We start from the raw sequence: 23591 nt of genomic DNA, 5'->3' as shown, positions 1-23591 counted from the left end.
GTCCCCGTGGGCCGGTCAGCGGGCGCCGTGCTGCGCGGCGAGCCGCACCGGTGCGTTGGCGGCGCCGTAGCCCCGGTAGCCGCCGTCGCGCTGGACGAGTTCGAAGAAGACGCGGCCCACGGTGCGGGTGTAGCAGTGCCGGAAGACACCGTGCGCGTCCCGGTCGTAGAGGATGCCGAGGTCCCGGTAGGTCTCCAGCTCTCCGTCGGCGAACGCGAAGCGGGCGGCGAGGTCGTCGTAGTAGTTCGCGGGGATCGGCAGGAGCCGTCCGCCGGCCGCGGTGAAGCGGCGGGCGGCGGCGACCACGTCGTCGGTGGCCAGCGCGATGTGCCGGGCGGGCGCGGTGTCGTCACCGGGGGCGGCGCCGACGGTCAGCGGGAAGCGGACGGCGCCGTCGCCGCTGGTCACGGCCCGGCTGCGGAGCAGCCCGTAGGGGTCGGCGACGTCGACGCTCTCCTGCGCGTCGAGACCGAGGACGCCACGGTGGAAGAGGACGGCCTCGTCGAACTGGTGCCAGGGCTGGGTGAGCGCCACATGGTCGACGCGCAGCCCGCCGGGGGGCGCCGGGGTGTGCGGGTCGTCCTCGAAGTCGGCGCGCCAGTCGGGCAGTCCGGGGCGGTGCGTGGCGCAGAGGAAGAGTTCGGTGCCGTCGGGGGCGGCGACCGCGTCGAGCGGGGCGTCCTCGGCGGCGCGGCGGCGGGGCAGCACGGGGGCGAGGAGCGCCTCGGCGCGCCAGGCGGCGGCGGCCGGGTCCGGGGACTCCAGGCCGATCGCGGCGACGGTGGTTCCGTCGAGGGGCGTCCCCGCGCGCGAGCGCAGCCGGGAGTGGGGGAGGGCGGCCGGGCCGGTGTTGACGAGGATCCGGGCCTCGCCCTGCTCCCACAGTTCGACGGGCTTGCGCCGGTGGCGGGCGGTGCGGGCGAAGCCGAGGGTGCCGAGGAGCGCGCTGACGGGTTCCGCGTCGGGGGTGACCAGCTCGGTGAAGGCGATCCCGGTGGGGGTGGCGGGGGCGGGGAGGTCGGCGATGCCGAGTTCCTCCTGGAGGAGGAGCAGGGAGCGGCGGGCGTCGACGGCGGTGGGGCCGGCCTCGGCCTGGCGGAGGACGTCGTTGAAGACTTCGAGGGAGAGCGGGCCGTCGTATCCTGTATGCAATACACGGCGTACGAGATCCACCACATCGAATCCACCCTGTCCCGGGAAGCAGCGATGGTGGCGGCTCCACTGGAGCACGTCCATGCCGAGCAGCGGGGCGTCGGCCAGCTGGAGGAAGAAGATCTTCTCGCCGGGGATGTCCTCGATGCCCTTGGGGTCGGAGCCGCGGGACAGGACGTGGAAGCTGTCCAGGCAGGTGCCGAGCGCGGGATGGCCCGCGGTGTCGACGATGTGCCAGGCGTGGTCGTACGTGCTGACGTGCCGTCCCCAGGCGAGCGCCTCGTAGGCGACCCGGACGCCGAAGTCCTGGGCGAGGTCGGCGAGCCGGGCGAGCTGCTCGGCGGCGAGGGCGTCGTCGTCCTCGGCGAGCGGGGAGACGCTCGAGCAGACCAGGACCGTGTCCGCGCCGAGCCGGTCCATCAGCTCGAACTTGTGGCGGGCGCGGCGCAGATTGCGGGCGAACTCGGCCTCGGGGACGGCCTCGACGTCGCGCATCGGCTGGTAGAGGTCGACGGTGAGCCCGAGGTCCGCGCAGCGGGCGCGGACGTCCTCGGGGGTGAGGGGGCTCGCGAGCAGGTCGTTCTCGAAGATCTCGACGCCGTCGAAGCCGGCGCGGGCGGCGGCCGTCAGCTTCTCGGTGAGGGATCCGCTCAGGGAGACGGTGGCGATGGACGTACGCACCTGGGCACCTCGTGGTTCTGGTCGCTTCAGGATCGCGACGGCATGAGTGCGGGGGGACGGGGAGGAGGCGGCTACTTGGGGGCGGGGACGGCGCCGGCCAGTTCGGCGATGTCGGCGAGCATGCGGGCGCTGTCGGGTTCCCGCCCGGTGAACAGACGGAACGCGTCCGCCGCCTGGAAGACGGCCATGCCGCCGCCGTCGAGGGTGGCGCAGCCGAGGGCGCGGGCGGTGCGCAGCAGTTCGGTCTCCAGGGGACGGTAGACGACCTCGGCGACCCACAGTCCCGGTCGCAGCAGCGCGGCGGGGAAGGGCAGGCCGGGGTGGGCGGCCATGCCGGTCGGGGTGGCGTGGACGACGCCGTCGGCGTGCGCCAGCAGCTCCGGCAGCCGGTCGGGGCCCGACGCGGTGGCCCGGCCCTCGCCGAAGTGACGGTTCAGGGCGGCGGCGAGCTGCGCGGCCCGCTCGGGCAGCGCGTCCACGACGGTGACCCGGCCGGCGCCGAGCGTGAGCGTGGCGTGCGCGACGGCCGCGCCCGCGCCGCCCGCACCCAGCTGCACGACCCGCTCCAGCGGGACGTCCGGCAGCCCGCGGGCGAACGACGCGGCGAACCCGGTGACGTCCGTGTTGTGGCCCACGGCCCGGCCGCCGTCCTCGAGGACGACCGTGTTGACCGCGCCGAGCGCCTCCGCCTGCGGGGACAGCGCGTCGAGGTGCTCGATGACCAGCTGCTTGCACGGGTGGGTGATGTTCAGCCCGTCGAAGCCCAGGTCACGGGCGGCCCGCACCAGATCGCCGACCGCCTGTGGCGCGGCCCCGAGGACGTCGATGTCGATCAGCCGGTACAGATAGCGCAGCCCCTGCCGGTCGGCCTCCCGCTCGTGCAGCGCCGGGCTGAGCGACGGGCCGATTCCGGAACCGATCAGACCCACGAGATACGAGTCCTTGGTCACGTCCTGGGTCACGTCCTTGGTCACGAGGACCTCCTGAGCGGCTGGCTAATGTACGAACTGGTGAGTTAGTCATAGCACCCCGCCGGGCCACCGGGGAAGCCCCTCTCGCCTCACGGGACGGGAACGGCTCCTAGAATCGCTGCACGCAGCCACGCCGCCCGAAGGAACCCGATGACCAGCGTCGACGAACCGGCACGACCCAACGGGCGCACGCGCGACGCCGCCCGGACCCAGGCCGAGATCCTGGACGTGGCGACCCGGGAGTTCGCCCGCGTCGGCTACGCCGGGGCCCGCGTCGACGACATCGCCGCCCGCACCAGCACCACCAAGCGGATGATCTACTACTACTTCGGCGGCAAGGAGCAGCTGTTCACCGCCGTCCTGGAGCGCGCGTACGGCGTGATCCGCGAGGCCGAGCAACGGCTCGACGTCGAGCACCTGGACCCGGTGGCGGCGATCCGGCGCCTGGCCGAGCTGACCTTCGACCACCATGAGCGGCACCCGGACTTCATCCGGCTGGTCAGCATCGAGAACATCCACGAGGCCGAGCACATCGCCGCCTCCGAGAAGCTCGGCCGGATGGGCTCCCCCGCGCTCGACGTGATCCGCCGCATCCTCGCCGCCGGCCGGGAGTCCGGGCTGTTCACCGCCGAGGTGGACGCCGTGGACCTGCACGCGATGATCAGCTCGTTCTGCTTCTTCCGGGTGGCCAACCGGCACACCTTCGGCGCGCTGTTCGGGCGCGACCTGGTGGATCCGGCACAGCGGGAGCACTACCGGACCATGCTCGGGGACATGGTGATCGCGTACCTGACGGCGGAGCGGACGGAGGGCTGAGGGCGACCGTCGACGGTATGCGATCGGCGGACGACCGTCGCCGGTCGACCGCGTACGGCAGATCGCATACCACCGCCCCGCTTCCCTCCGCCGAGACCTATTGACAGCGGCGAAACAACGGCGCAACATCACTGGCCATCCGCTACTAACTACCCAGTGGGTTAATTAGCCGGGGTCATCCACCCGGCGCAGCCGCCCCGCACCCCAGGGATCCGGCCCTTCTCCCCTTTTGTCCCACTCCTGCGTACGTTGGAGTTCCCCCGAAGGAGCACGCCGTGTCCGTCCCCGCCGCAGCACCCCCCGGCCAGCCGAAGAAAGCCGCCACGGCGGCGTGGATCGGGAGCGCCCTGGAGTACTACGACTTCTTCATCTACGGCAGCGCGGCCGCGCTGATCTTCCCGAAGGTCTTCTTCGACGAGTCGGACCCGGCCACCGCGACCCTGCTGTCGCTGGCCACCTTCGGTGTCGCCTACGCGGCCCGGCCGGTCGGGGCGCTCTTCCTCGGGCACTTCGGGGACCGTGTGGGCCGTAAGAAGATCATGGTGTTCACGCTGATCCTGATGGGCGTGTCGACGTTCCTGATCGGCTGCCTGCCCACCCGTGCCCAGGTCGGCACCCTCGCCCCCGTCCTGCTGGTCCTGTGCCGTGTGCTGCAGGGCATCTCCGCCGCCGGCGAGCAGGCCAGCGCCAACTCCATGACGCTCGAACACGCGCCGCCGCACCGGCGCGGCTTCTTCACCAGCTTCACCCTGAGCGGCACGCAGGGCGGGCAGCTGCTGGCCACGCTGGTCTTCATCCCGGTCGCGGCGCTGCCCGAGGACCAGTTGCTGTCGTGGGGCTGGCGGGTGCCGTTCTGGATGAGCATCGCGGTCGCCGTGGTCGGCTATGTGATCCGGCGGAAGCTGGAGGAGACCCCGGCCTTCGAGGCGCAGCAGGCCACCGGCGAGGTCGTGAAGCTGCCGCTGGTGGTGCTGCTGAGGGAGCACTGGGCGGATGTGCTGCGGGTGATCGGGGGCGCGCTGATCGCCTCGGTCAGCACCATCTTCACCGTGTGGGCGCTGGCGTACGCGACGAGCGACGCGGTCGGCATGGACCGTTCCTCGATGCTGTGGGTCGGCGCGCTCGCCAACCTGGTCGCGCTGGGCGCCATCCCGGCGTGGGCCACGCTCTCCGACCGCATCGGCCGCCGTCCCGTGTACCTGATCGGCGCGGTGGGCAGCGCGGTGGCGATGTTCGGGTACCTGTGGGCGATCTCCACCGGCTCCTACCCGCTGATCCTGGTCCTCGGCGTCGTCGCCTTCGGAGTGGTCTACAGCGCCGCGAACGGTGTGTGGCCCTCCTTCTACGGCGAGATGTTCTCGACCCGGGTGCGGCTGTCGGGCATGGCGATCGGCACCCAGATCGGTTTCGCCGTGGCCGGTTTCGCGGTCACCTTCGCGGCGCAGATCGCCGGCCCGGGCGGGGACGACTGGTCCTCCGTCGCCCTGTTCACGGCGGCGCTGTGCGTACCGCCGGTGATCGCGGCGCTGTCGGCCCGGGAGACCGCGAAGATCCCGACCGAGCAGCTCGGCGAGCGGGGTGCCCGAGAGGTGTCCCAGCCGGAGACGGTGACGGCCTGACGGCCGTCCGACCACCTCACCGCACCCCCGTCCCCCGTCCTCCGTCCTCCGTTCCCCGTTCCCCGGACTCCCGAGCCCCCGGACGCCGCCACGGCTCCGGGGGCTCAGGCATGAGCCGTCATGAACCGTCATGAGCCGCACCGGGCCGCACCGGGCCGCCGTGAGCGCTCACGCGTCGCCGTGCGCCGCCGTGCGCCGCCGTGCGCTCACATGGTGTCGGCCGCCCGGGGGATCCCGTACGCGCGCTCCACCCTGAGCCGGGCGACCAGTCGCCGGTCCCGGACCATGGCGGTGCGGAAGTCGTGCCAGTCGGGGTGTTCGCCGAGGACGTCGCGGTAGAGGCGGACGAGTTCCTCGACGGTGTCGTCGTAGGGGTCGGCGGCGACCGGGGTGAGGTCGGCGACGGCCTCGACGACGGTGTAGGCGCGGCGGTCGGCCGTCGTGACGTGGTAGGAGGCGCGGGGGTCGCGGCGGAGGTTGCGGGTCTTGGCGCGGTCGTCGGTGACGGAGATCCGGATCAGGCCCTCGTCCGGGTCGTAGTGGTGGCTGACGTTCGACAGCTGGGGGCGGCCGTCCCGTTTCAGGGTGACCAGTACTCCGCCGCGGCTCTCGGAGAGCAGGGCCAGCAGGGCGTGTCGCGTCGTGTCCCGAGTCATGCTCCATACAACCGGCGCACCACCGAGGCGCATTCCCCCGCCCGCACGCCGTCCGCACGCCGTCCGCACGCCGTCATCGCACTCCAGCCCGCCGCCGACGGGTCGTAGACACTGTCTACTCATCGATGGTAGACAGTGTCTATGAGCGAATCCGAGAAGCCGGACCCCGATCTGCGGACCCGTCTCGTCGACGTCGGCGTGGATCTGGTCGCCCTGGAGGGGGCCGGTGCGCTGACCCTGCGGGAGATCGCCCGGCGGGCCGGTGTGTCCCACGGCGCGCCGCGCCGCTACTTCCCCACCCATCTGGAGCTGCTGTCGGCGATCGCCCGCCGCGGTTTCACCCAGCTGGGGGTCCGGGTGACGGCGACACTCACCGACGGCGACGCGGCCCCCCGCGCCCAGCTCACCGAACTGGGGCAGGCCTACCTGGAGTTCGCCCTGGACCACGCCGGAATGTACGAGCTGATGTTCCGTCATGATCTGCTGGAGAGCGGGCATCTGCGGCTGCGGGACACCAGCCTTCCGCTGTTCGGCGTCCTGGTGGACCTGGTGGACCGGGCCCGTCCCGACACCGACGCACGGGCGGTCGCGGGCGCGCTGTGGGCGAACCTGCACGGCATCGCCCAGCTGTGGGGCTGGGGCAGCCTCCAACTCGCCACGGGAGCGGACGACTTCCGCCCCCTGCTGCGGACCGCTCTCGACGCGCACCTCGGGCCGGAGGGCGGCCGGTGAACCGTCCGGTGACGCTGGCGAGCAGTGTGGCCGGGGCCGTGGTCGTCGCCCTGGACGGGACCGTGCTGACCGTCGCCCAGCCGAGCCTGCGCCACGACCTGCACACCTCGCTCGCCGGTGCGCAGTGGACGAGCACCGGCTATCTCGTCGCCGTGGCGGGCCTGTTGGTGTTCGCCGGGCGGCTCGGCGACCGGTACGGGCACCGCCGTGCCTTCGGGGTCGGCATGCTCGGCTTCGGCGCCGCCTCGGCGGGCATCGCGGTGGCGCCGGGCGTGGGCTGGGTGATCGGACTGCGCGTCGTCCAGGGGGTGTTCGGGGCGCTGCTCCAACCGGCGACGCTCGGGATGCTGCGGGCGTCGTTCCCGCCGGACCGGCTGCGTACGCCGATCGCCGTGCGGACGGCGGCCATCGGGGTGGCGGCCGCGGCCGGGCCGGTGGTGGGCGGGGCGCTCGCCACCTCGTTCGGCTGGCGGGCCGTTTTCCTGCTCAACGTGGTGCCCGCGCTGCTGTTCGGCGTGTTCGCCCTGACCGCACGGGAGGAGGGGCGGCCCCCGGCCGGCACCCCGCTGGACGTCCCCGGCGCCCTGCTGCTCGCCGTGGCGCTGGCCTGTCTGGTGCACGCCCTCGTCACCCTCCCGGGCGCGACCTGGTCCGCGCCGGCCGCGCTCCTCGCCGCGGTCGCCTTCGTGCGGCACGAGCGGCGGGCGCCCGCGCCCCTGCTGCCGTCGGACGTCGTCCGCTCCCCCGCGGTCCGCGGCGCGATCGCCCTGCTGCTGACCGCCTCGGCCGCCTTGAACGGCGGACTGTTCGCCTGTGTCTACGTCCTCCAGGACGGCCTCGGGCTGACCGCCCTGCGCAGTGCGCTGGTCAGTCTGCCGCTGGCGGTGTGCCTGATCGCGGCGGCGCCCGTCTCGGCGGTGCTGCTGCGCCGGGTGGGCGCCCGGGCCGCGGTCACGGGGGCGACGGCCGTACTCGGCACCGGCCTGCTGGTGCTGGCCCGGGCGCCGGGCGAGACGGCCTTCGCCGCCGGGTTCGCGCTGGTGGGCGCCGGGTTCGGGACCGTGATGGTGGCGGCCACCCACGTCGTCGTACGGCAGGCTCCCGCCGAGTCGGCCGGGGTGGCGGGCGGACTCAAGCAGACGGCGATGAACGTCGGACCGGTGCTGGGCGTCGCCTCGGCGACCCTGCTGACGGGTCTCGGCCCGGCCCGGGCCCCGATGGCCGTGCTGGGCGTGGCGGCCCTCGCGGCGCTCCCGTTCTGCCGTGCCCTGCCGGGACGCCCCACGCCCGCCGATACCCCCGGGCCCGCCGGCACCGACGCCCCCGCCCTCACCCCCGCCGGCGTGGCGGCCGGCCGAAGCGACACACCCCACACCGCTCACGGCGTGGAAAGCGGTCCGCACGCCCGTTCCCTGGGCGACCATGAGCACTGAGGTCGTACCGGAGGGGCAACCCGGACCGCACCTCGCACGAACGCACCGGAGGAGAACGATGGCACTGCTGCGACAAGAGGTCGACCCGAGCGAGGTCGGGCTGGACGCGAAGGCGCTGGACCGCCTCGACCAGCACGTCGCCCACTACGTCGACGAGGGACGGCTGCCCGGTTTCCTCTTGGCGGTCTCCCGGGGCGGCCGCGTCGCGCACCTCACCACGCACGGACACCGTGACGTCGCCGCCGGACTGCCCGTCGAGGCCGACACCCTGTACCGGATCTACTCGATGACCAAGCCGGTCACCTCCGTCGCCGCCCTGATACTGATGGAGGAGGGCCGGCTGCGGCTCGACGACCCGGTCGCCGACCATCTCCCGGCCTTCGCCGACCAGCGGGTCCACGCGGGCGGCTCGGGCGCGGACCTCACCACCCGCCCGGTGCGGCAGCCGCTGCTGGTGCGGCATCTGATGACCCACACCTCGGGTCTGACGTTCGCCTTCTACCACTGTCACCCCGTCGACGCCCTGTACCGCGAGGCCGGGCTGGAGTCCGCGGTGCTGCCCGGCTCCAACCTGGCCGAGACCGTGGAGGCGTACGCACGACTGCCCCTCCAGTTCGAGCCGGGCACCCAGTGGAACTACTCGGTGTCCACCAACGTCCTCGGCCGGATCATCGAGGTCGTCTCCGGGCAGCCCCTCGACGAGTTCATCGGCGAGCGGATCCTCCGCCCCCTGGGCATGACGGACGCCGGCTTCCAGGTCACCGACGAGCAGGCGGCCCGGCTGGCCGAGCTGTACGGCGACACCGAAGGCGGCGGTATCGAACCGATCGCCGGTCTGCCCCTGTTCGGCCGCCCCCGGTTCCTGTCGGGGAGCGGCGGTATGGTGGCGACCGCATACGACATCCACCGCTTCAGCGAGCTGCTGCGCCGCCGCGGCGAACTCGACGGGGTGCGGCTGCTGGCCCCCGAGACCGTGGACCTCATGACCCGCAACCACCTCCCCGGCGGCGCGGACCTGCGCGCCTTCGGCAGCCGTCCGGCGCACGACGAACCGGGCAACGACGGTGTCGGCTTCGGCCTGGGCGTGTCCGTGGTCGTCGACCCGGACCGCACCCAGGCCCCGACGGGCCTCGGCACCTACGGCTGGAGCGGTGTCGCCACGACCACCTTCTGGATCGACCCGCAGCACGACCTGAGCGTGCAGTTCCTGACGCAGGTGCGGCCGAGGAGGTCGCTGAAGCTGTACCCCGATCTCAAGCGGCTCGTGCACGAGGCCGTGCTCGACTGACCGTCAGCCGTCCCCGCGCCGAGTGAACTCCAGCCCCTCAGCGGCCAGTTCATCGAGCCACTCCACCGACCGGGCCGCCGTCTCGGCCGCCCGGTGGAGACCCGGCGGCAGCGCGCCCGCCAGGATCTGCCGGACGCCGAGCGCGAGCGTGCGCGAGACGCACCGCGCCATCGCGCTCTCCGCCTCGTCGCCGACCAGGTCCAGCAGGTAACTCCCGGACCAGGAAGCGCCCTTGCCGAAGGCCGCGCCGGCCGCACCCGCACCGGCACCCGCATCCGCATCCGCACCCGCATCCGCATCCGGGGACACCTCAAGGGCGACCTCGAGGATCACCCGGTCGCGGTCCGTGTCGCTCGTCGGATAGGTGGCGGCCAACTCCCGTGCCAGGGCGGCGATCCGGGTGTCGTCGCCCACCTTCAGCTCCTCGAACACCGGCCCCCAGGCGTCCAGCCAGCCGTCCAGGCGCAGGGTACCGCGCACGAACGCGGCCGGCTTCCAGGCCGGCGGCAGCCCGTACTGCTCGACGAAGGGCACGCTGTCCCGGTTGGGGTACACCTCGAAGGGTTCCCCGTCCACGACGTGCCGCCGGGTCGCCTCCCAGGGCCGGACGGCGACGGTCTCGGTGCCGTCATCCAGGTAACGGGCGGGCGAGCGCAGGGCGTTGAGGACGCCCAGGGGTGCCCAGCTGAAGCGGTAGCGGAAGTCGTTGGGGACCGCCGGGACGCCTCCGCAGTACGAGGTGAGACGGTACGAGGCCGCCGTGTCCGCGCCGATCGCCTCCCGTGCGCGGGCCACCAGGGCGTGGGCGAAGAGATGGTCGATGCCGGGGTCGAGCCCGGCCTCGGTGAGGACGACCAGCCCCGCCTTCCCGGCCGCCGGGACCTGCTCCAGCACCGCGTCCGAGACATAACTGGAGCAGGCGAAGTGGGCGCGCCGGGCGACGCAGGCGGCGAGCAGCGGGGCGTGGTCGGGGGCGGGCAGCATCGACACGACGACGTCACCGGGGGCGAGTTCGGCCGTGAGCGCGGCGAGCGTGTAGGCGCGGGGGGCGGCGCGTCCGGTCAGCCCCAGCCGCTCCAGGGCCTCGGCCGCGCGGTCCGCCGTACGGTGCCAGAGGCGGACGCCGTCGGTGCGCGCGCACAGGTCGGCGAGCCCGCTGCCCGTGGACAGTCCGGCGCCCACCCAGTGGACCGCACCGCTCGCGGGTACCTCACTCATGGCCGAACCCCTCTGCCTCGATGCCGAGTTCGCGCCCCGCCCGCCGGAACCGCTCCAGGCAGCGCGCCCACGCGTCCCCCGCGGGGAGTTCCAGGAGCTGGGGCAGCAGGGCCGCGGAGAAGTCGGTGCTGGACTCGCGCGGCAGCAGCGAGGGCAGGTTGTCGATGGCGATCAGGTCCAGCGGGGGTTCCTTGCGCAGGGTGTGCACCGGGTCCGTCCATTCCGTGGTGCGGTCGTAGACGGGCAGGACGTTGAGGGGGGAGCCGACGTCGCAGGTGACGTCGGAGAGGGTGCGCAGCCCGCGGGCCAGGTCGTCCAGGTCCTCCTCGCGGACGAACGGTGGCACGGGGGTGGTCGCCAGAACGCAGTTGACGAGCAGTTCGTGGTCCAGGAGGGCGCGGCGGTCCAGGTCCCGGGTCTCGGCGAGGTCCCAGCAGGTGGGGTCGACGCCGGCCGTGGCGAGGGCGGCGCGGGCGCCCCGGCCGCTGCGGCCCAGGGCGCCGACCACGAGGGCGGTGAACTCCGCGTCGCCGGGGCGCGGGCGCAAGGTCTCGTCCAGGGCGTCCCGGTCGGTGGGGAGCAGCGGTGCGGTGAGCCGGCCCCGGTGGTGGAGCACCGCGAGGGCGGCGCCGAGGTAGCCGGCCCAGAAGCCGAACGCGGCGAGCCTGCGGCCCTGTTCGTCGACCAGGTACTCCAGGTCCAGGAGCGCCCCTCCCCCGGCGGCGAACCGGCGGAGCAGACCGGCCGCGCCGGGCTGCTGCTTGTAGGCGTGCCCGAAGAAGATGTGGCGGTGCGTCAGCTCGGCTGGCTCGTCCGGGAGTTCCTTCAGGCCGAGGACGACCGTGTCCGGCGGCGCCGACACCCAGGAGCCCGCGGGAGTGATCCGGGCGCCCACCGCCTCGTACTCCTCGACGGGGAAGATCCGCTGCGGGGACTCCTCGACGGTCAGCCGCACACCGGCCTCGACGAGGCGGCGGGCGTCGTCGGGGACGACCGGGGTGCGCCGTTCGGTGGAGCGGGCCTCGTGGCGCAGCCACAGGTGGGGGGCGGTCGGTGCCGTCATACGCAGTTGACCTCCGGACGCGGGGCGTCGGCCGCGAACCGGCCGGCGCTCAGGGGGGTGACGTCCACGAAGGGTACGCGGCCCAGGTAGAGGTCGCGGACGACCTCGCCGACGGCCGGTCCCTGGAGGAAGCCGTGCCCGGAGAAACCGGTCGCATACAGAAAACGGGAGACCGAATGCGCCTCGCCGATCAGCGCGTTGTGGTCCGGGGTGACCTCGTACAGGCCCGCCCAGCCGCCCGTGCGGCGCAGCTCGAGGATGTCGGGGGCGCGGTGCTCCAGCGCGGCGGCGAGACGGGGGATCCAGCGGTCGTGGGTGTCGGTGGCGAAGCCGGGACGCTCGTCGGGGTCGGACATGCCGACGAGCAGACCGGGGCCCTCGGAGTGGAAGTAGAGGGTGGTGCTGAAGTCGATCGTCATGGGCAGGTCCGGCGGAAGTCCGGGCACCGCCTCGGTCACCGCGATCTGGCGGCGCAGCGGCTGCACCGGCAGGTCCACGCCCACCATCGCGCCGACCGACCGGGACCAGGCGCCGGCCGCGCAGATCACCGTGTCGGTGGTGACGGGGCCGAGGGTGGTGGTGACGCCGGTGATGGTGTCGCCGCGGGTCTCGATGCCGGTCACCGCGGTCCGGCGCAGGATCCGCGCACCGCACCGGCGGGCGGCGTCCGCGTATCCCTGGACGACGGCCTCCGGCGTGCAGTGGCCGTCGTCGGGCGAGAAGGCGGCGGCCAGTAAGCCGTCGGTGGTGATCAGCGGGGAGAGCCGGCGGGCCTCGGCCGGGTCGATCATGCGGCTGGGCACCCCGAGCGCGTTCTGCAGCCGTACGCCCGCCTCGAAGGAGGCGACCTCCTCGGGGGTGGAGAGCAGGAAGAGATAGCCGACCCGGTGCAGTCCGATGTCGTGCCCGAACTCCTCGCCGAACCGCCCGAACGCCTCCAGGCTGCGCGCCCCGAGCTGGATGTTCAGCTCGTCGGAGAACTGGGCGCGCACCCCTCCGGCGGCCTTCGAGGTCGACCCGGCGGCGAGGTCGTCCCGCTCCACCAGCAGGACGTCCCGTACGCCCGCGGCGGCCAGATGGTAGGCGATGCTGGTCCCGATCACTCCACCGCCGATGACGACGACCGAGGCATGCGTGTTCACGCGAGCGGCTCCTTACTGTGCGGCGGCCCCGGCCCGAGTACCGAGGCCGGGGCTGTCACCTGCACGGGTCGTCGTGATCCCTACCCGCCGGGCGGCGCGGGGATCCCGACCGGAGCGCGCTCAGGACCAGTGCGCCACCGCGTCCAGGTGCGGCAGCCGGTGGTCCATGCGCTCCCGCTTGGTGCGCAGGTAGGTGATGTTGTTCTCGCACGGCTCTATCAGCAGCGGCACCTCCTCGGCGACCTGGATGCCGTTGTCGACGAGCGCCTCGCGCTTGCGCGGGTTGTTCGACATCAGCCGCACGGACCGTACGCCGAGGTCGCGCAGGATGTCGGCGGCCACCTTGTAGTCGCGGGCGTCCACCGGGAAACCGAGCGCGACGTTCGCCTCGACGGTGTCCAGCCCCTCCGCCTGGAGGGCCATCGCGCGCAGCTTGCCGAGCAGACCGATGCCGCGGCCCTCGTGGCCGCGCAGATAGACGACGATGCCGCTGCCCGCGTCGACGACGGCCCGCAGCGCCGACTCCAGCTGGTCGCCGCACTCGCAGTGCTGGGAGCCGAACGCGTCGCCGGTCAGGCACTCCGAGTGCAGCCGGGTCAGCACGTCCTCGCTGCCGATCTCGCCGTACACCAGGGCGACTTGTTCGTCACCGCGGTCGTGGTCGAGGTAGCCCACCGCCTGGAATTTCCCGTACACCGTGGGCAAGGGGGCATTCACCACGCGTTCCACACCGGTGCGCTGCGCGGTCTGCTTGCCGAGTACGCCAATTTTCTCTGTCATGATCTGATTCCTAAGCGGAGACGAAAGGCCGGGAAAAGATGAGTGGTTCGGAGATAAGGACGGCGACGGCGGCGGGGGCGGCGACGGTGGGGGCGGTGCCCGGCCTGGTGCCCGCGGACACCACCGAGGACGTCCGCTCCCGGGGCGCGGGCCTCGCGACGCAGGTGGCGGTCCTGCCGGTCGGCAGCTTCGAACAGCACGGCCCGTACCTGCCGCTCGCCACCGACACGCTGGTCGCCTGCGCCATCGCCCGGGAGATCGCCGGGGCGTACCCGGTGCACCTCCTTCCGCCGGTGACCATCGCCTGCTCGCACGAGCACGCGGCCTGGCCGGGGACCGTCAGCATCTCCTCCGTGACCCTTCACGCGGTGGTACGGGACATCGCGGCGTCGTTGCGCCGCTCGGGCGTCGAGGCCCTGGTGCTGGTCAACGGACACGGCGGGAACTACGTCCTGGGCAACGCGGTCCAGGAGTCCTCCGCCCGCGGTGAGCGGATGGCGCTCTTCCCGGCCCCGGAGGACTGGGAGGCGGCGCGGGAACGGTCCGGGGTGGTGACCTCGCTCCTCACCGACATGCACGCCGGGGAGATCGAGACCTCGATCCTGCTGCACGCCCATCCGGAACTCGTCCGGCCCGGTTTCGAGTCCGCCGATTTCACCGCGGACGACCGTCGCCATCTGCTCACGCTGGGAATGTCCGCCTATACCGATTCGGGCGTCATCGGCCGTCCTTCCCTGGGGTCCGCGGAAAAGGGAAAGGAACTCCTGGCGAGCCTGGCGGATTCCTTCGGCGCGTATTTCTCGCTGCTGACTTCGGAGGACTCCGGAAACACCGGCTCGCTGTAGGCCGCCCGGGAGGCGAGGCCGGAAACAGTCCCACCGGCCTCGGCGGCCTCCGCGGCGTCAGCAGCAGCGGCAGCGGCCTCGGCGACCTCACCGGTCCCGACCGCCCCGGCCGTCTCGTCCCCGCGCGCCGTCCCGTCGGCACGTACGGCCGTGTACCAGCGCACGACGAGGACGACGGCCCCCGGCAGCGCGGCCACGAAGCTCAGCACGCCGTACACCACCGCCACCGACAGGCCGGTGTCCGCGCCGAGGCCGGCCGCGCCGAACGCCCAGGCGGTGACGCCCTCGCGGGGGCCCCAGCCGCCGACGTTCAGCGGCACGGCCATGGCGAGCAGGGCGAGCATCGCGATCGGCAGCAGGCCGAGCACGGAGGCGCCGGAGCCGACCACCCGGGCGGCGACGACGAACATCGCGACGTACCCGGCGAGCACGACCAGCGACGACACGGCGACCCCGGGCCCGTTGCGGCGGGACAGCAGCCCCTCGCGCGCCTCGGCCAGCGCCCTGCCCAGGCGACCGGCGCGGCGCGGCCGGGAGGAGTTCATGCGCAGGGCGAGGACGACGGCGAGCGCGCCCGCCCCGGCCAGCAGGACCAGCGGGGCGAGGCCGCGCAGCTCGCCCATGACCGGGGACGGCAGCACCAGCAGGACCGTCACACCCGCGCCGGCCAGCGCGAGCTGTCCCGCCGTGCGCTCCAGCACGACCGCCCGTACACCGCGCCCGACGTCACCGGCGCTCTGCCCGTGCCGCACGGCGCGGTGCACGTCGCCGAGGATGCCGCCGGGCAGGGCCGCGTTCAGGAACAGCGCCCGGTAGTAGTCCGCGACCGCCGCGCCGAACGGCAGCCGGATCCGCAGCCCGCGGGCCACGAGCGCCCACCGCCAGGCACTGAACACGGTGGTGACGGCGCCGATGCCGAGCGCGATCAGCACGGTCGGTACGTCGATCCGGCGCAGCCCGTCCAGGAACACGCCCGTCCCCATCCGCCACAGCAGCACCGTGAGGATGAGGACACCGGCGACGGTCCCGACGTGGGTGCGCAGGGCGCGCGAGGCGAACGCCCTGCGCCACACCGACGGCGTGCGGTGCGGCTCGGTCACGATGACCCCGATGCGGGCCTCGGACACGGCGGGCCCGGTGCGCGCCGCCGAGGGGGCGCGGGGCGGCCGCCGTACGGCCGTGGTGCCCTCGCCCCGCACCGCGGGCGCGGCCGTCCCGGCCCGCGCGCCCACCGTCTCGGCGCTCATCAGACGCGCCCCGTCGGCCGGGCCAGGGCGAGCAGGTCGCTGTGGTGGACGGTGACCCTCAGTTCGCCCGCCTGGCAGGCGGTGAGGCGGGCGGCGAGATAGTCCTCGGCGCGTTCGGCGAGGTCGGGGCGCTCCTCGACGGCCGCGCCGACCCAGCCGCGCAGCCACTGCGCGGTGAGCGCGGCCTGCTCGGGGCCGAGCCGCCAGGGGCTCGGGTGGACCTTGACGGTGGCGCCGTGGTCGGCGAACGCCTCGCAGGCGACGCCCACCGCGTCGGGGCCGAGGAGGCCGCCGCGCCGCTGGTGCTCGTTGAACGCGGCGGCGAGCTCCTCGTCCAGCGGGTCCGGCGCGGAGAACTCGACCCGGCCGGCCACGGACAGCGTCAGCAGCGCCGGGCAGCCGGCGCCCGCGCAGGCCGCGGCGAGCGTCTCGACCTCCTCACGGGTGAGGACGTCGAGGAGGGCGGAGGCGGTCACGAGGGAGGCGCCGGTCAGGGCGTCCGGGGTGAGCCGGGCGACGTCGCCGCGCCGGGTCTCGACGGTGACCCGGCTGCCGTCGGCGGCCGCGCGCGGCGAGGCGACGGCCGCGAAGTGCAGCAGGTAGGGGTCCCGGTCGTGCAGGATCCAGTGCTGGCCGCCGTCCAGGCGGGGCGCCAGCCAGCGGCCCATCGAGCCGGTGCCGCAGCCCAGGTCGTGCACGGCGAGACCGCCGCTGCGCCCGTTCGGCAGGTTCGCCAGCCGGATCCGCAGCGGGTCCAGCAGGTCCACCGCACGGGCCGCCGCGTCCGCGGGCTCCCGCAGCTGGAGCCACTCGGGCGCGTACCGCGGCTGGTCCTCGGGACCGCCCTCCCGCAGCCGTACGGTGGGCCGCTCGCCGGGGCGGGTGACGGGGCCCGCGCCCGCTATCACCGCGTCGGGGTCGGTCACGTCCTGGGCCAGGGTGTCGGTCACGACGTCGGTCACGTCCTGGGCCACGGTGTCGGTAGCGGTGTCCGTCATGGTGGAGGTCTCCTTCGGGCCCGGCTGGGTGGGGATGGCCCCCACGTGCCGTGCCATGTCCGCCGGGCTCGCCGTCGTCTTCCTCATGCCGCCCTCCGGGGTTCGCCGGGAAGCCGGCCCAGCACGCCGGCCAGGCTCTGGGCGGTGGACGCCCAGCCGTTCAGGGCGGCCCGGCGGCTGCGCGCGGCCGCCTTCAGCCGGCGCCGCACGTCCGCCTCGCCGAACCAGCCGCGCAGCTCCGCGGCGAGCGCGGCCGGGTTCTCCGGCGGGACGAGGATGCCGGGCATCCCGCCGTCGGGGGCGCGGCCGACGGCCTCGGGCAGCCCGCCGACGTCGGTCGCGAGGACCGGGATGCCGCGGGCGAGGGCCTCGGTGACCGCCATGCCGTAGGTCTCGGCGTAGGAGGTGAGGACCATCAGGTCGGCGGAGGCGTACGCGGCGTCGAGTTCGGCGCCCGCCTTCGGGCCGGCCAGCTCCAGCCGGCCCTCGAGGCCGTGGCGGCGGATCAGGCCGCGCAGATGGGCGACGTACTCCGGGTCCTGGGTCAGACCGCCCACGCACACGCAGGACCACCTGAGGTCGGTCACCGCGGCCAGCGCCTCCACCAGCCGGTGCTGCCCCTTGCGCGGGGTCACGGCGGCCACGCACAGCAGCCGCGAGACGCCGTCGGTGCCCGAGGCGAGGGGCGCGATGTCGGCGCCGGGAGCGGCGCAGTGCACCTTCTCCGGGGCCAGGCCGTGGTGCGAGACGAGGCGGCGCACCGCCCAGTCGCTGGTGGCGATCACCGCGGGCACCGCCCGCAGCACGGCCCGCTCCTTGGCGTCGAGCTCGGCGGCCACCAGCGGTTCGAGGCCGGTCTCGTCGCCGAGCGGCAGGTGCACGAGGACCGCGAGCCGCAGCCGCTCCGCCTCCGGCACCACGATCTCCGGGACGCCGCAGGCGACGAGCCCGTCGAGCAGCACGACCGTGCCGTCGGGGAGCTCGGCCAGGGTGCGCGCCAGTTCGGTGCGGGCGGCGGTCTCCGGGCGCGGCCACAGGCCGTTCACCAGGTGCTTGTGAACCTGCCAGCCGAAGCCGGGCAGGTCCAGGCAGACCCGCCGGTCGTAGGCGTTGCCGCCGCTGGGGTTGGCGGTGTCGTAGACCCCGCCCGGCATGACGAAGTGCACGGAGCGCAGAGACATGGGGATGAGGTCACCCGCCTTCCGGGCCGTCGGGGCGGTGGGGGCCTTGGGTGCCGTGGTCTGCACGGGCACGTAGGCGAGCGGGGCCTTCGCCAGGGTCACCTCGGTCACAGCGCACGCTCGAAACTCGCCCAGGCGATGTGCGACTCGTGCAGGGTGACGGAGAGCGAGGCGATGCCGCGGGCGCCCTCACCGAGCGCGCCCTTGTGGATGCGCTCGGCGAGCCGGTCCGCGACGACCTTGGCGAGGAACTCCGTGGAGGTGTTGATCCCGGCGAAGTCGGGCTCGTTGTCCAGGTTGCGGTAGTTCAGCTCGCTGACGACGGCCCCGAGCTCCTGGGTGGCGAGGCCAATGTCGACGACGATGTTGTCGTCGTCCAGCTGCTCGCGGCGGAACGTGGCGTCCACCAGGAACGTCGCTCCGTGCAGGCGCTGCGCGGGTCCGAAGACCTCGCCGCGGAAGCTGTGGGCGATCATGATGTGATCGCGGACGGTGACACTGAACAACGGACGACCCTCCAGGTGCGGCGCGTCTGGTCCCCCGGCCCTTGGCCGCCGGGGGATGCCGTGTAGTACGGCTCCTGCCTTCCCCGTGTTCAGTGCGATCTCACTCTTTTCTCAGGTCAGGCGCTCTTGCTGGTCCCCGACCTGCTCCCCGACGGGTACCTGACACGGTGACAGAGCGCGGGGATCTCGCCCGACGCCAGCCCCGGCATCACCTCCGGCAGCTCCTCGAACGCGCTTTCTCCCGTGACGAGCGCGTCGAGCGCCGGATCGGCCAGCAGGTCGAGGGCGAGCGCGAGCCGGTCGGCGTAGCTGCGGTCGGCGCGGGCCGGGGAGACGGTGCCTACCTGACTGCTGCGCAGCACCAGCCGGCGCGAGTGGAAGGCCTCGCCGAGCGGCAGCGCGATCCTGCGGTCGCCGTACCAGCTCAGTTCGAGGACGGTGCCCTCGGCGCGGAGCAGTTCCAGCGACCGGGTCAGGCCCTGTTCGGTGGCGCTGGCGTGCACGACCAGGTCGCAGCCGCCGAGCGCGTCCCCGGGCAGCGCGAAGCCGACGCCGAGCGCCTCTGCCGTCTTCGCGCGCGCGGGATCGGCGTCCACCAACTGCACGCGCACGCCGGGGAAGCGGGCCAGCAGCGCGGCGACCGAGCAGCCGACCATGCCGCCGCCGACCACCGCGATCCGGTCGCCGACCAGGGGCTTCGCGTCCCACAACGCGTTGACGGCGGTCTCCACGGTGCCGGCGAGCACGGCCCGTCCGGCGGGCACGGAGTCCGGTACGACGGTGACGGCCGTCTCGGGGACGACGTACCGCGTCTGATGCGGATACAGACAGAACACGGTCCGCCCGACGAGCCGCGCGGGCCCCTCCTCCACCACGCCCACATTGAGGTAGCCGTACTTCACGGGCGCCGGGAAGTCGCCCTCCTGGAACGGCGCCCGCATGACCGTGTGCTGGCTCTCGGGCACCTGTCCGCGGAAGACGAGGGTCTCCGTGCCGCGGCTGACCCCGGAGTACAGCGAACGGACGACGACCTCGCCCTCGGCGGGCTCCGGCAGGGCGACGTCCCGGATCCCGCCGCGGCCCGGGGCGTCGATCCAGAACGCGCGTCCGCTGCGGTCCATCGGCATCCTCCTGAACGATCTGCTGAACGATCTGCAACCGGTGCACGTACCGAGGTGTGCACAGGTCGCGCACAGTACGCGGCACTGATCATCTCTGTCACCTGGCCGGAGGAATGTGCGGTGGCCCTGAACAACACTTACGACGCAAGGCTGGTCCAGCAGGAGACCGCTGTGGGAGCGGGCGTACAGATCCTGTTGCTGGCCCTGCTCGGCTCGGCGATCGGCATGGGGCCGGCGGGCTGGGTCACCGGCCTCGTCTTCGCCGTCGCCACCTGGGCGGTCCTCTCCCGGGCGCTGCACCGCTCGCGGCTGCGCTCCTTCGGTCCCGCCAACCGGGTCACGCTCGGCCGCGCCACCCTCGTCGGCGGGGTGACCGCCCTGGTCGCCGACTCCTTCGAGTCCACCCCTCCGGTGACCCTGCTGGTCGGCCTCACCGCCGTCGCCCTCATCCTCGACGGCGTCGACGGCAAGGTCGCCCGCCGCACCGGCACCTCCACCGCGCTGGGCGCGCGCTTCGACATGGAGGTCGACGCGTTCCTCATCCTCGTCCTGAGCGTGTACGTCTCCATGGCGCTCGGCCCGTGGGTGCTGCTGGTCGGCGCGATGCGCTACGTCTTCGTCGCCGCCGCCCGCGTCGCCCCCTGGCTCAACGCCCCGCTCCCGCCGAGCATGGCCCGCAAGACCGTCGCCGCCCTCCAGGGCATCTGCCTGCTGGTCGCGGGCGCCGACCTCCTCCCCCACGCCGGCAACGTCGCCGTCATGCTGCTGGCCCTCGGCACCCTGCTGTGGTCCTTCGGCCGCGACGTGCTGTGGCTGTACCGCACCTCCCGGATCCGCACGGCCCGCCCGGCGGAGCAGCGGGTGCTGGAACTCGCCTAGACCGCACGGGGGTTCACCCCCCTGCCACCACCGCCCCCCACGGGAAAGGGCCCGCATCGTCACGGACGGTCCGGGCCCTTCCGTATGCCCACTTCGGCAGCGGCCCCGGCTGTCTCTACGGCCGTGTCGTGTCCGGTTGTACGGCCGTGTCGGCGACGTCGCTCCGGCGGTGGGCGCGCTCCCGGCCGGGCAGCAGGGCGATCGCGGCGGCCGGCACGGCGGCGAGCAGCAGCCAGGGCACGGCCGACGGGAGCCCGGTGTCGAGGAGCGTGCCGGTGGCCGCGCTGCCGAGCAGCACGATCAGCCCGGAGACCGAGGACAACGCCCCCGTGTACAGGCCGAGTCGGCCCCTCTCCGCGAGGTCGGGGACCCACGCCCGCACGGCGGGCGTGACGAGCATCTGACCGAGGGTCAGCAGCACGACGAACCCCGCGGCGGGCAGCAGCCCCACCGTCCCGGTCCGCCCGGCGGGCAGCGCCGCGGCCACCACCGCGAACCCGGCCGCGATCAGCGCCAGCCCGGCCGCCGCCGAACGGCGGGCGCCGATCCGCTCCCCCGCCCAGCGGGTGACGGGCAGTTGCGCGGTCACCACCAGCAGCGACGACAGCGCGAACAGCCAGGCCAGCGGCGCCTGCGAACCCGCCGCGCGCTCCACCTCGGCGGGCAGGGCGAGGTAGAGCTGGTTGTAGGCGAGGAGGTAGGCGCCGTAGGCGCAACACAGGGCGAGGAAGGGGCGGTTGCGCAGCAACGGGCCCATCCCGCCCCGGACCCGGACCCGCTCCCGGCCGGGCAGGTGCCGCGGCAGCAGCAGGGCGTGCGCGGTGAGCACCAGGACGAAGACACCGGCGCCGACGAGGCACACGGTCCGGAAGTCGACCGCCAGCAGCAGCGCGCCCAGCAGCGGTCCGACGAACGCCCCGGCCTGTCCCGCGACCGTGAACAGGGCCAGCACCCGGGTCCGCGGACCGCCGCCCGCCTCCTCGTGGGCGACGGCCTGCCGGGCCACCTCCGACTCGACCGCCGGGGAGAACAGCGCGGCGGCGAACCCGACGAGCAGCACCGCGCCGGTCACCGACCAGGCCCGCTCGGCGTACCCGAGCCAGACGAACCCGGCGATCCGCAGCGCGCAGCCGGCCAGGACGACGGGCCGCACCCCGTACCGGTCGGCCAGGGCACCGCCGACCACGAACAGCCCCTGCTGGCTGAAGGTCCTGAGCCCCAGCACGAACCCCACGAGCCACCCCGCCATGCCGACGGCCCCGCCCAGATACCCGGACAGGAACGGCAGCACCGCGAAGAAGCCGATGTTGAAGGCGAGTTGAGTGAGGACGAGCAGCCGCAGGAGCGGAGGGAGCCGGAGGATACTCATCGAGCCTTCCCAACGCGCCTACCTGCGGCTCCCGTTGCGGTGACCGCGAGGGCGCCCAGCAGAGCGAGGACGGCGGCGGGGGCGAGCACGGCCCAGGGGGCGCGTTCGGCGTAGGGCTGGTTCTCGGCGAGCAGCAACCCCCACTCGGGCGAAGGCGGTTGGGCACCGAGGCCGAGGAAGCCGAGCGAGGCGAGCGCGAGGGCGATCCCGGGCAGCCGCAGCACGGCGTGCCGGACCACCGGCGGCAGCACGGCGGGCAGGGCCCCCCTCCGCAGCAGGTACCAGCGCCCGGCACCGAGAGCACGGGTGGCGGCCAGATGCACCGCGGCCCGCTCCTGCCGCAGCAGCGCGGAGGTGTGCGCGGCGAGCGGCGCCCACGCCACGACGGCCATCGCGACCGCGGAAGTCGCCTCCCCGCCGCCCCACAACGCGGTGACGAGCAGCGCGGCCACGACGGGCGGCACGGCGTTGACGGTGTCCACGACCGGCCCGGACAGCCGGGGCAGCAACCCGAGCACCACCCCGGCGACCAGGGCCGACGCGCTGACGGCGAAGGAGAGGAGAAGAGTGTCGAGAGCACCGTGCGCGACGCGGGCGAGCAGGTCCCTGCCGAGGGCATCGGTACCGAAGGGGTGGGTGGGGGTGGGGGGTCGGAGACGGGTGGTGGTGTCGACGGTCAGGGGGTCGCGGGGGAGGCCGAGGGCGATGACGGCGGTGAGGAGGAGGGCGTAGGCGGCGGGAGCGCTGTATGCAATAGCCCGCATCCTGCGGACGGTGGACGAGATCCTGCGGACGGTGGACCGCCGACCGTGGACGGTGGACCGCTGACCGTGGACGGTGGACCGCTGACCGTGGACTGTATGCGGTCGCCTGCATGGGGCGTGTGGTGGGCTGGCATGTGTATGCAATGGCCGGTGAACCGCATGCGATGGACGGTGGAGTGTATGCAGCGCCCCGTCGCGCAACGCGGGACCGGCGAGCCGCCCCACGGCGAGGCGGGCGGCGGCCGTCGTGACCGTGGCGAGCGCGACGAGCGTGAGCGTGCCGGCCTGGAGGACGGGGAGGTCCTGGGCGAGGGCGGCCTGGAGGGTGGTCCGGCCCAGGCCGGGGATGTCGAAGATCTGCTCCACGGCGACCGCCCCTCCGGTCAGCCCCACGGCGAACAGCCCGAGGTTGGGCAGCAGTCCGGGCAGGCAGCGGCGCAGGGCGTGACGGGCGACGGTGCGGCCGGGCAGGCCGCGTGCGGTGGCGGCCCGGGCCCAGGGTTCGGCGAAGGCGGCGGGCAGTTGGTCGTCGAGGAGGCGGCCGAGGACGGCGCCGGCGGGCAGGCCGAGGGCGAGGGCGGGCAGGACGGTCCACCGGGGGCCGTACCAGCCGAGGGCGGGCAGCCAGCCGAGGTGGACGCCGACGACCGTGGCGAGGACGGACGCGGTGAGGAACTCGGGCAGCGCGGCGAGCACGGCGGGGACCGAGCCGCCCGGGGTCCGTCCGTGGAGCCGGCGCCGGGCGCCGAGGTGGAGGGCGCGGGCGCACACCGCGGCGGCCGTGCCGCAGGCGACGACGAGCGACACCGCCATCAGCAGCAGGGACGCGCCCAGGGCCTGGGTGACGGCGGGGGTGACCTCGGCGCCGGAGATCCAGGACCGTCCGGCGTCCCCGCGCCACAGCCCGCCGATCCACCGCCCGAGAAGCACCAACGGTCCATCTCCGAGATGGAGTTGGGCGCGTACGGCGGCCAGCGCCTCGGGGTCGGGGTCGCGGTCGGCGGAGCGGGCCTTGAGGACGGTGTGTGCCGGGTCGGTGTGCGAGAGCCAGGGCAGCAGCCCGATCCCGCACAGCAGCGCCGCCGCCGGTCCGGCCCGCCACAGCAGTGTGCCCGCCCTGTGTCCCATGC

20 protein-coding genes and 1 pseudogene are annotated in these 23591 nt (G+C 73.9%); 7 read left to right on the top strand and 14 right to left on the bottom strand.

Translation table 11 applies throughout. From position 1 onward, the window contains the following. Nucleotides 1-15 precede the first annotated feature (15 nt). Entirely contained in the window at nucleotides 16-1833 is a 1818-nt protein-coding gene (locus ABZ490_RS28290; RefSeq protein ID WP_358995650.1) for a TIM barrel protein, read from the bottom strand. Nucleotides 1834-1904: 71 nt separating this feature from the next. Then, the gene (locus ABZ490_RS28285; RefSeq protein WP_358995879.1) at nucleotides 1905-2783 is read right to left on the bottom strand and encodes a shikimate dehydrogenase; all 879 of its coding nucleotides are present in this window, start codon (nucleotides 2781-2783) and stop codon (nucleotides 1905-1907) included. A 171-nt stretch (nucleotides 2784-2954) separates the two neighbouring features. Between ABZ490_RS28285 and ABZ490_RS28280 the strand changes: the two genes are divergently transcribed. Together ABZ490_RS28280 and ABZ490_RS28275 are read left to right on the top strand one after the other, a co-directional pair. Continuing rightward, nucleotides 2955-3620: a TetR/AcrR family transcriptional regulator gene (locus tag ABZ490_RS28280; RefSeq protein WP_358995647.1), complete on the top strand. Its 666-nt coding sequence runs from the start codon at nucleotides 2955-2957 to the stop codon at nucleotides 3618-3620. A gap of 275 nt (nucleotides 3621-3895) precedes the next feature. Beyond that, nucleotides 3896-5239 carry an MFS transporter gene (locus tag ABZ490_RS28275; protein WP_358995644.1) on the top strand — a complete coding sequence of 448 codons (1344 nt, stop codon included), beginning with the start codon at nucleotides 3896-3898 and terminating at the stop codon, nucleotides 5237-5239. A gap of 206 nt (nucleotides 5240-5445) precedes the next feature. On the opposite strand, the gene ABZ490_RS28270 is transcribed toward ABZ490_RS28275, so the two are convergent. Further along, nucleotides 5446-5895, bottom strand: coding sequence for a PPOX class F420-dependent oxidoreductase (locus ABZ490_RS28270; RefSeq protein WP_358995642.1), 450 nt, complete (start codon nucleotides 5893-5895; stop codon nucleotides 5446-5448). 141 nt (nucleotides 5896-6036) lie between these two features. On the opposite strand from ABZ490_RS28270, the gene ABZ490_RS28265 reads away from it, so the two are divergent. Genes ABZ490_RS28265 through ABZ490_RS28255 form a run of 3 tightly spaced genes read left to right on the top strand, consistent with a single transcriptional unit; the run spans nucleotide 6037 to nucleotide 9348 of the window. After that, nucleotides 6037-6627 carry a TetR/AcrR family transcriptional regulator gene (locus tag ABZ490_RS28265; RefSeq protein ID WP_358995639.1) on the top strand — a complete coding sequence of 197 codons (591 nt, stop codon included), beginning with the start codon at nucleotides 6037-6039 and terminating at the stop codon, nucleotides 6625-6627. Beyond that, nucleotides 6624-8060, top strand: a complete 1437-nt coding sequence (locus ABZ490_RS28260) for an MFS transporter (protein WP_358995636.1) — start codon at nucleotides 6624-6626, stop codon at nucleotides 8058-8060. Before ABZ490_RS28265 ends, ABZ490_RS28260 begins: the two co-directional genes overlap by 4 nt. Nucleotides 8061-8118: 58 nt before the next feature. Continuing rightward, nucleotides 8119-9348, top strand: a complete 1230-nt coding sequence (locus ABZ490_RS28255) for a serine hydrolase domain-containing protein (RefSeq protein WP_358995633.1) — start codon at nucleotides 8119-8121, stop codon at nucleotides 9346-9348. 3 nt (nucleotides 9349-9351) lie between these two features. Here ABZ490_RS28255 and ABZ490_RS28250 read toward each other — a convergent pair whose 3' ends face one another. From ABZ490_RS28250 to ribA, 4 genes are all read right to left on the bottom strand, one after another. Beyond that, nucleotides 9352-10566 carry a saccharopine dehydrogenase family protein gene (locus ABZ490_RS28250; protein ID WP_358995630.1) on the bottom strand — a complete coding sequence of 405 codons (1215 nt, stop codon included), beginning with the start codon at nucleotides 10564-10566 and terminating at the stop codon, nucleotides 9352-9354. Continuing rightward, nucleotides 10559-11629: a saccharopine dehydrogenase gene (locus ABZ490_RS28245; RefSeq protein ID WP_358995627.1), complete on the bottom strand. Its 1071-nt coding sequence runs from the start codon at nucleotides 11627-11629 to the stop codon at nucleotides 10559-10561. The genes ABZ490_RS28250 and ABZ490_RS28245 overlap by 8 nt, the downstream gene beginning before the upstream one ends. Continuing rightward, nucleotides 11626-12771: an FAD-binding oxidoreductase gene (locus ABZ490_RS28240; RefSeq protein ID WP_358995624.1), complete on the bottom strand. Its 1146-nt coding sequence runs from the start codon at nucleotides 12769-12771 to the stop codon at nucleotides 11626-11628. The genes ABZ490_RS28245 and ABZ490_RS28240 overlap by 4 nt, the downstream gene beginning before the upstream one ends. Nucleotides 12772-12891: 120 nt before the next feature. Next, nucleotides 12892-13551, bottom strand: coding sequence for a GTP cyclohydrolase II (ribA, locus tag ABZ490_RS28235; protein WP_358995621.1), 660 nt, complete (start codon nucleotides 13549-13551; stop codon nucleotides 12892-12894). A gap of 38 nt (nucleotides 13552-13589) precedes the next feature. On the opposite strand from ribA, the gene ABZ490_RS28230 reads away from it, so the two are divergent. Further along, a complete protein-coding gene (locus tag ABZ490_RS28230) occupies nucleotides 13590-14396 on the top strand; it encodes a creatininase family protein (protein WP_358995618.1) in 807 nt (268 codons plus the stop codon). Between the two features lie 239 nt (nucleotides 14397-14635). On the opposite strand, the pseudogene ABZ490_RS28225 reads toward ABZ490_RS28230, so the two are convergent. The 5 genes and pseudogenes from ABZ490_RS28225 to ABZ490_RS28205 all read right to left on the bottom strand — a co-directional run. After that, nucleotides 14636-15379: pseudogene (locus tag ABZ490_RS28225) on the bottom strand (lysylphosphatidylglycerol synthase transmembrane domain-containing protein); the annotation flags it as partial. Between the two features lie 263 nt (nucleotides 15380-15642). After that, complete coding sequence (locus ABZ490_RS28220; protein WP_358995615.1) at nucleotides 15643-16728, bottom strand: trans-aconitate methyltransferase; 1086 nt, start codon at nucleotides 16726-16728, stop codon at nucleotides 15643-15645. Further along, the gene (locus ABZ490_RS28215; protein ID WP_358995612.1) at nucleotides 16725-17933 is read right to left on the bottom strand and encodes a glycosyltransferase family 4 protein; all 1209 of its coding nucleotides are present in this window, start codon (nucleotides 17931-17933) and stop codon (nucleotides 16725-16727) included. The genes ABZ490_RS28220 and ABZ490_RS28215 overlap by 4 nt, the downstream gene beginning before the upstream one ends. Continuing rightward, on the bottom strand, nucleotides 17930-18328 hold the full coding sequence (locus ABZ490_RS28210; protein ID WP_358995609.1) for a 6-carboxytetrahydropterin synthase: 399 nt from the start codon (nucleotides 18326-18328) through the stop codon (nucleotides 17930-17932). Before ABZ490_RS28210 ends, ABZ490_RS28215 begins: the two co-directional genes overlap by 4 nt. Before the next feature lie 116 nt (nucleotides 18329-18444). Then, the gene (locus tag ABZ490_RS28205; protein ID WP_358995606.1) at nucleotides 18445-19449 is read right to left on the bottom strand and encodes a zinc-binding alcohol dehydrogenase; all 1005 of its coding nucleotides are present in this window, start codon (nucleotides 19447-19449) and stop codon (nucleotides 18445-18447) included. A gap of 120 nt (nucleotides 19450-19569) precedes the next feature. Here ABZ490_RS28205 and ABZ490_RS28200 point away from each other — a divergent pair, with 120 nt between their 5' ends. Then, on the top strand, nucleotides 19570-20328 hold the full coding sequence (locus ABZ490_RS28200) for a CDP-alcohol phosphatidyltransferase family protein (RefSeq protein WP_055633344.1): 759 nt from the start codon (nucleotides 19570-19572) through the stop codon (nucleotides 20326-20328). 115 nt (nucleotides 20329-20443) lie between these two features. On the opposite strand, the gene ABZ490_RS28195 is transcribed toward ABZ490_RS28200, so the two are convergent. Beyond that, nucleotides 20444-21697, bottom strand: coding sequence for an MFS transporter (locus ABZ490_RS28195; protein ID WP_358995603.1), 1254 nt, complete (start codon nucleotides 21695-21697; stop codon nucleotides 20444-20446). Beyond that, nucleotides 21694-23589 (bottom strand): ABC transporter permease subunit, encoded by a 1896-nt coding sequence (locus ABZ490_RS28190; RefSeq protein WP_358995600.1) that lies wholly within the window; start codon nucleotides 23587-23589, stop codon nucleotides 21694-21696. Before ABZ490_RS28190 ends, ABZ490_RS28195 begins: the two co-directional genes overlap by 4 nt. Nucleotides 23590-23591: the final 2 nt, after the last annotated feature.

Source organism: Streptomyces sp. NPDC005811 (assembly GCF_040630405.1).
Lineage (GTDB): Bacteria > Actinomycetota > Actinomycetes > Streptomycetales > Streptomycetaceae > Streptomyces.
This window is presented reverse-complemented; position numbering and strand designations above follow the sequence as displayed.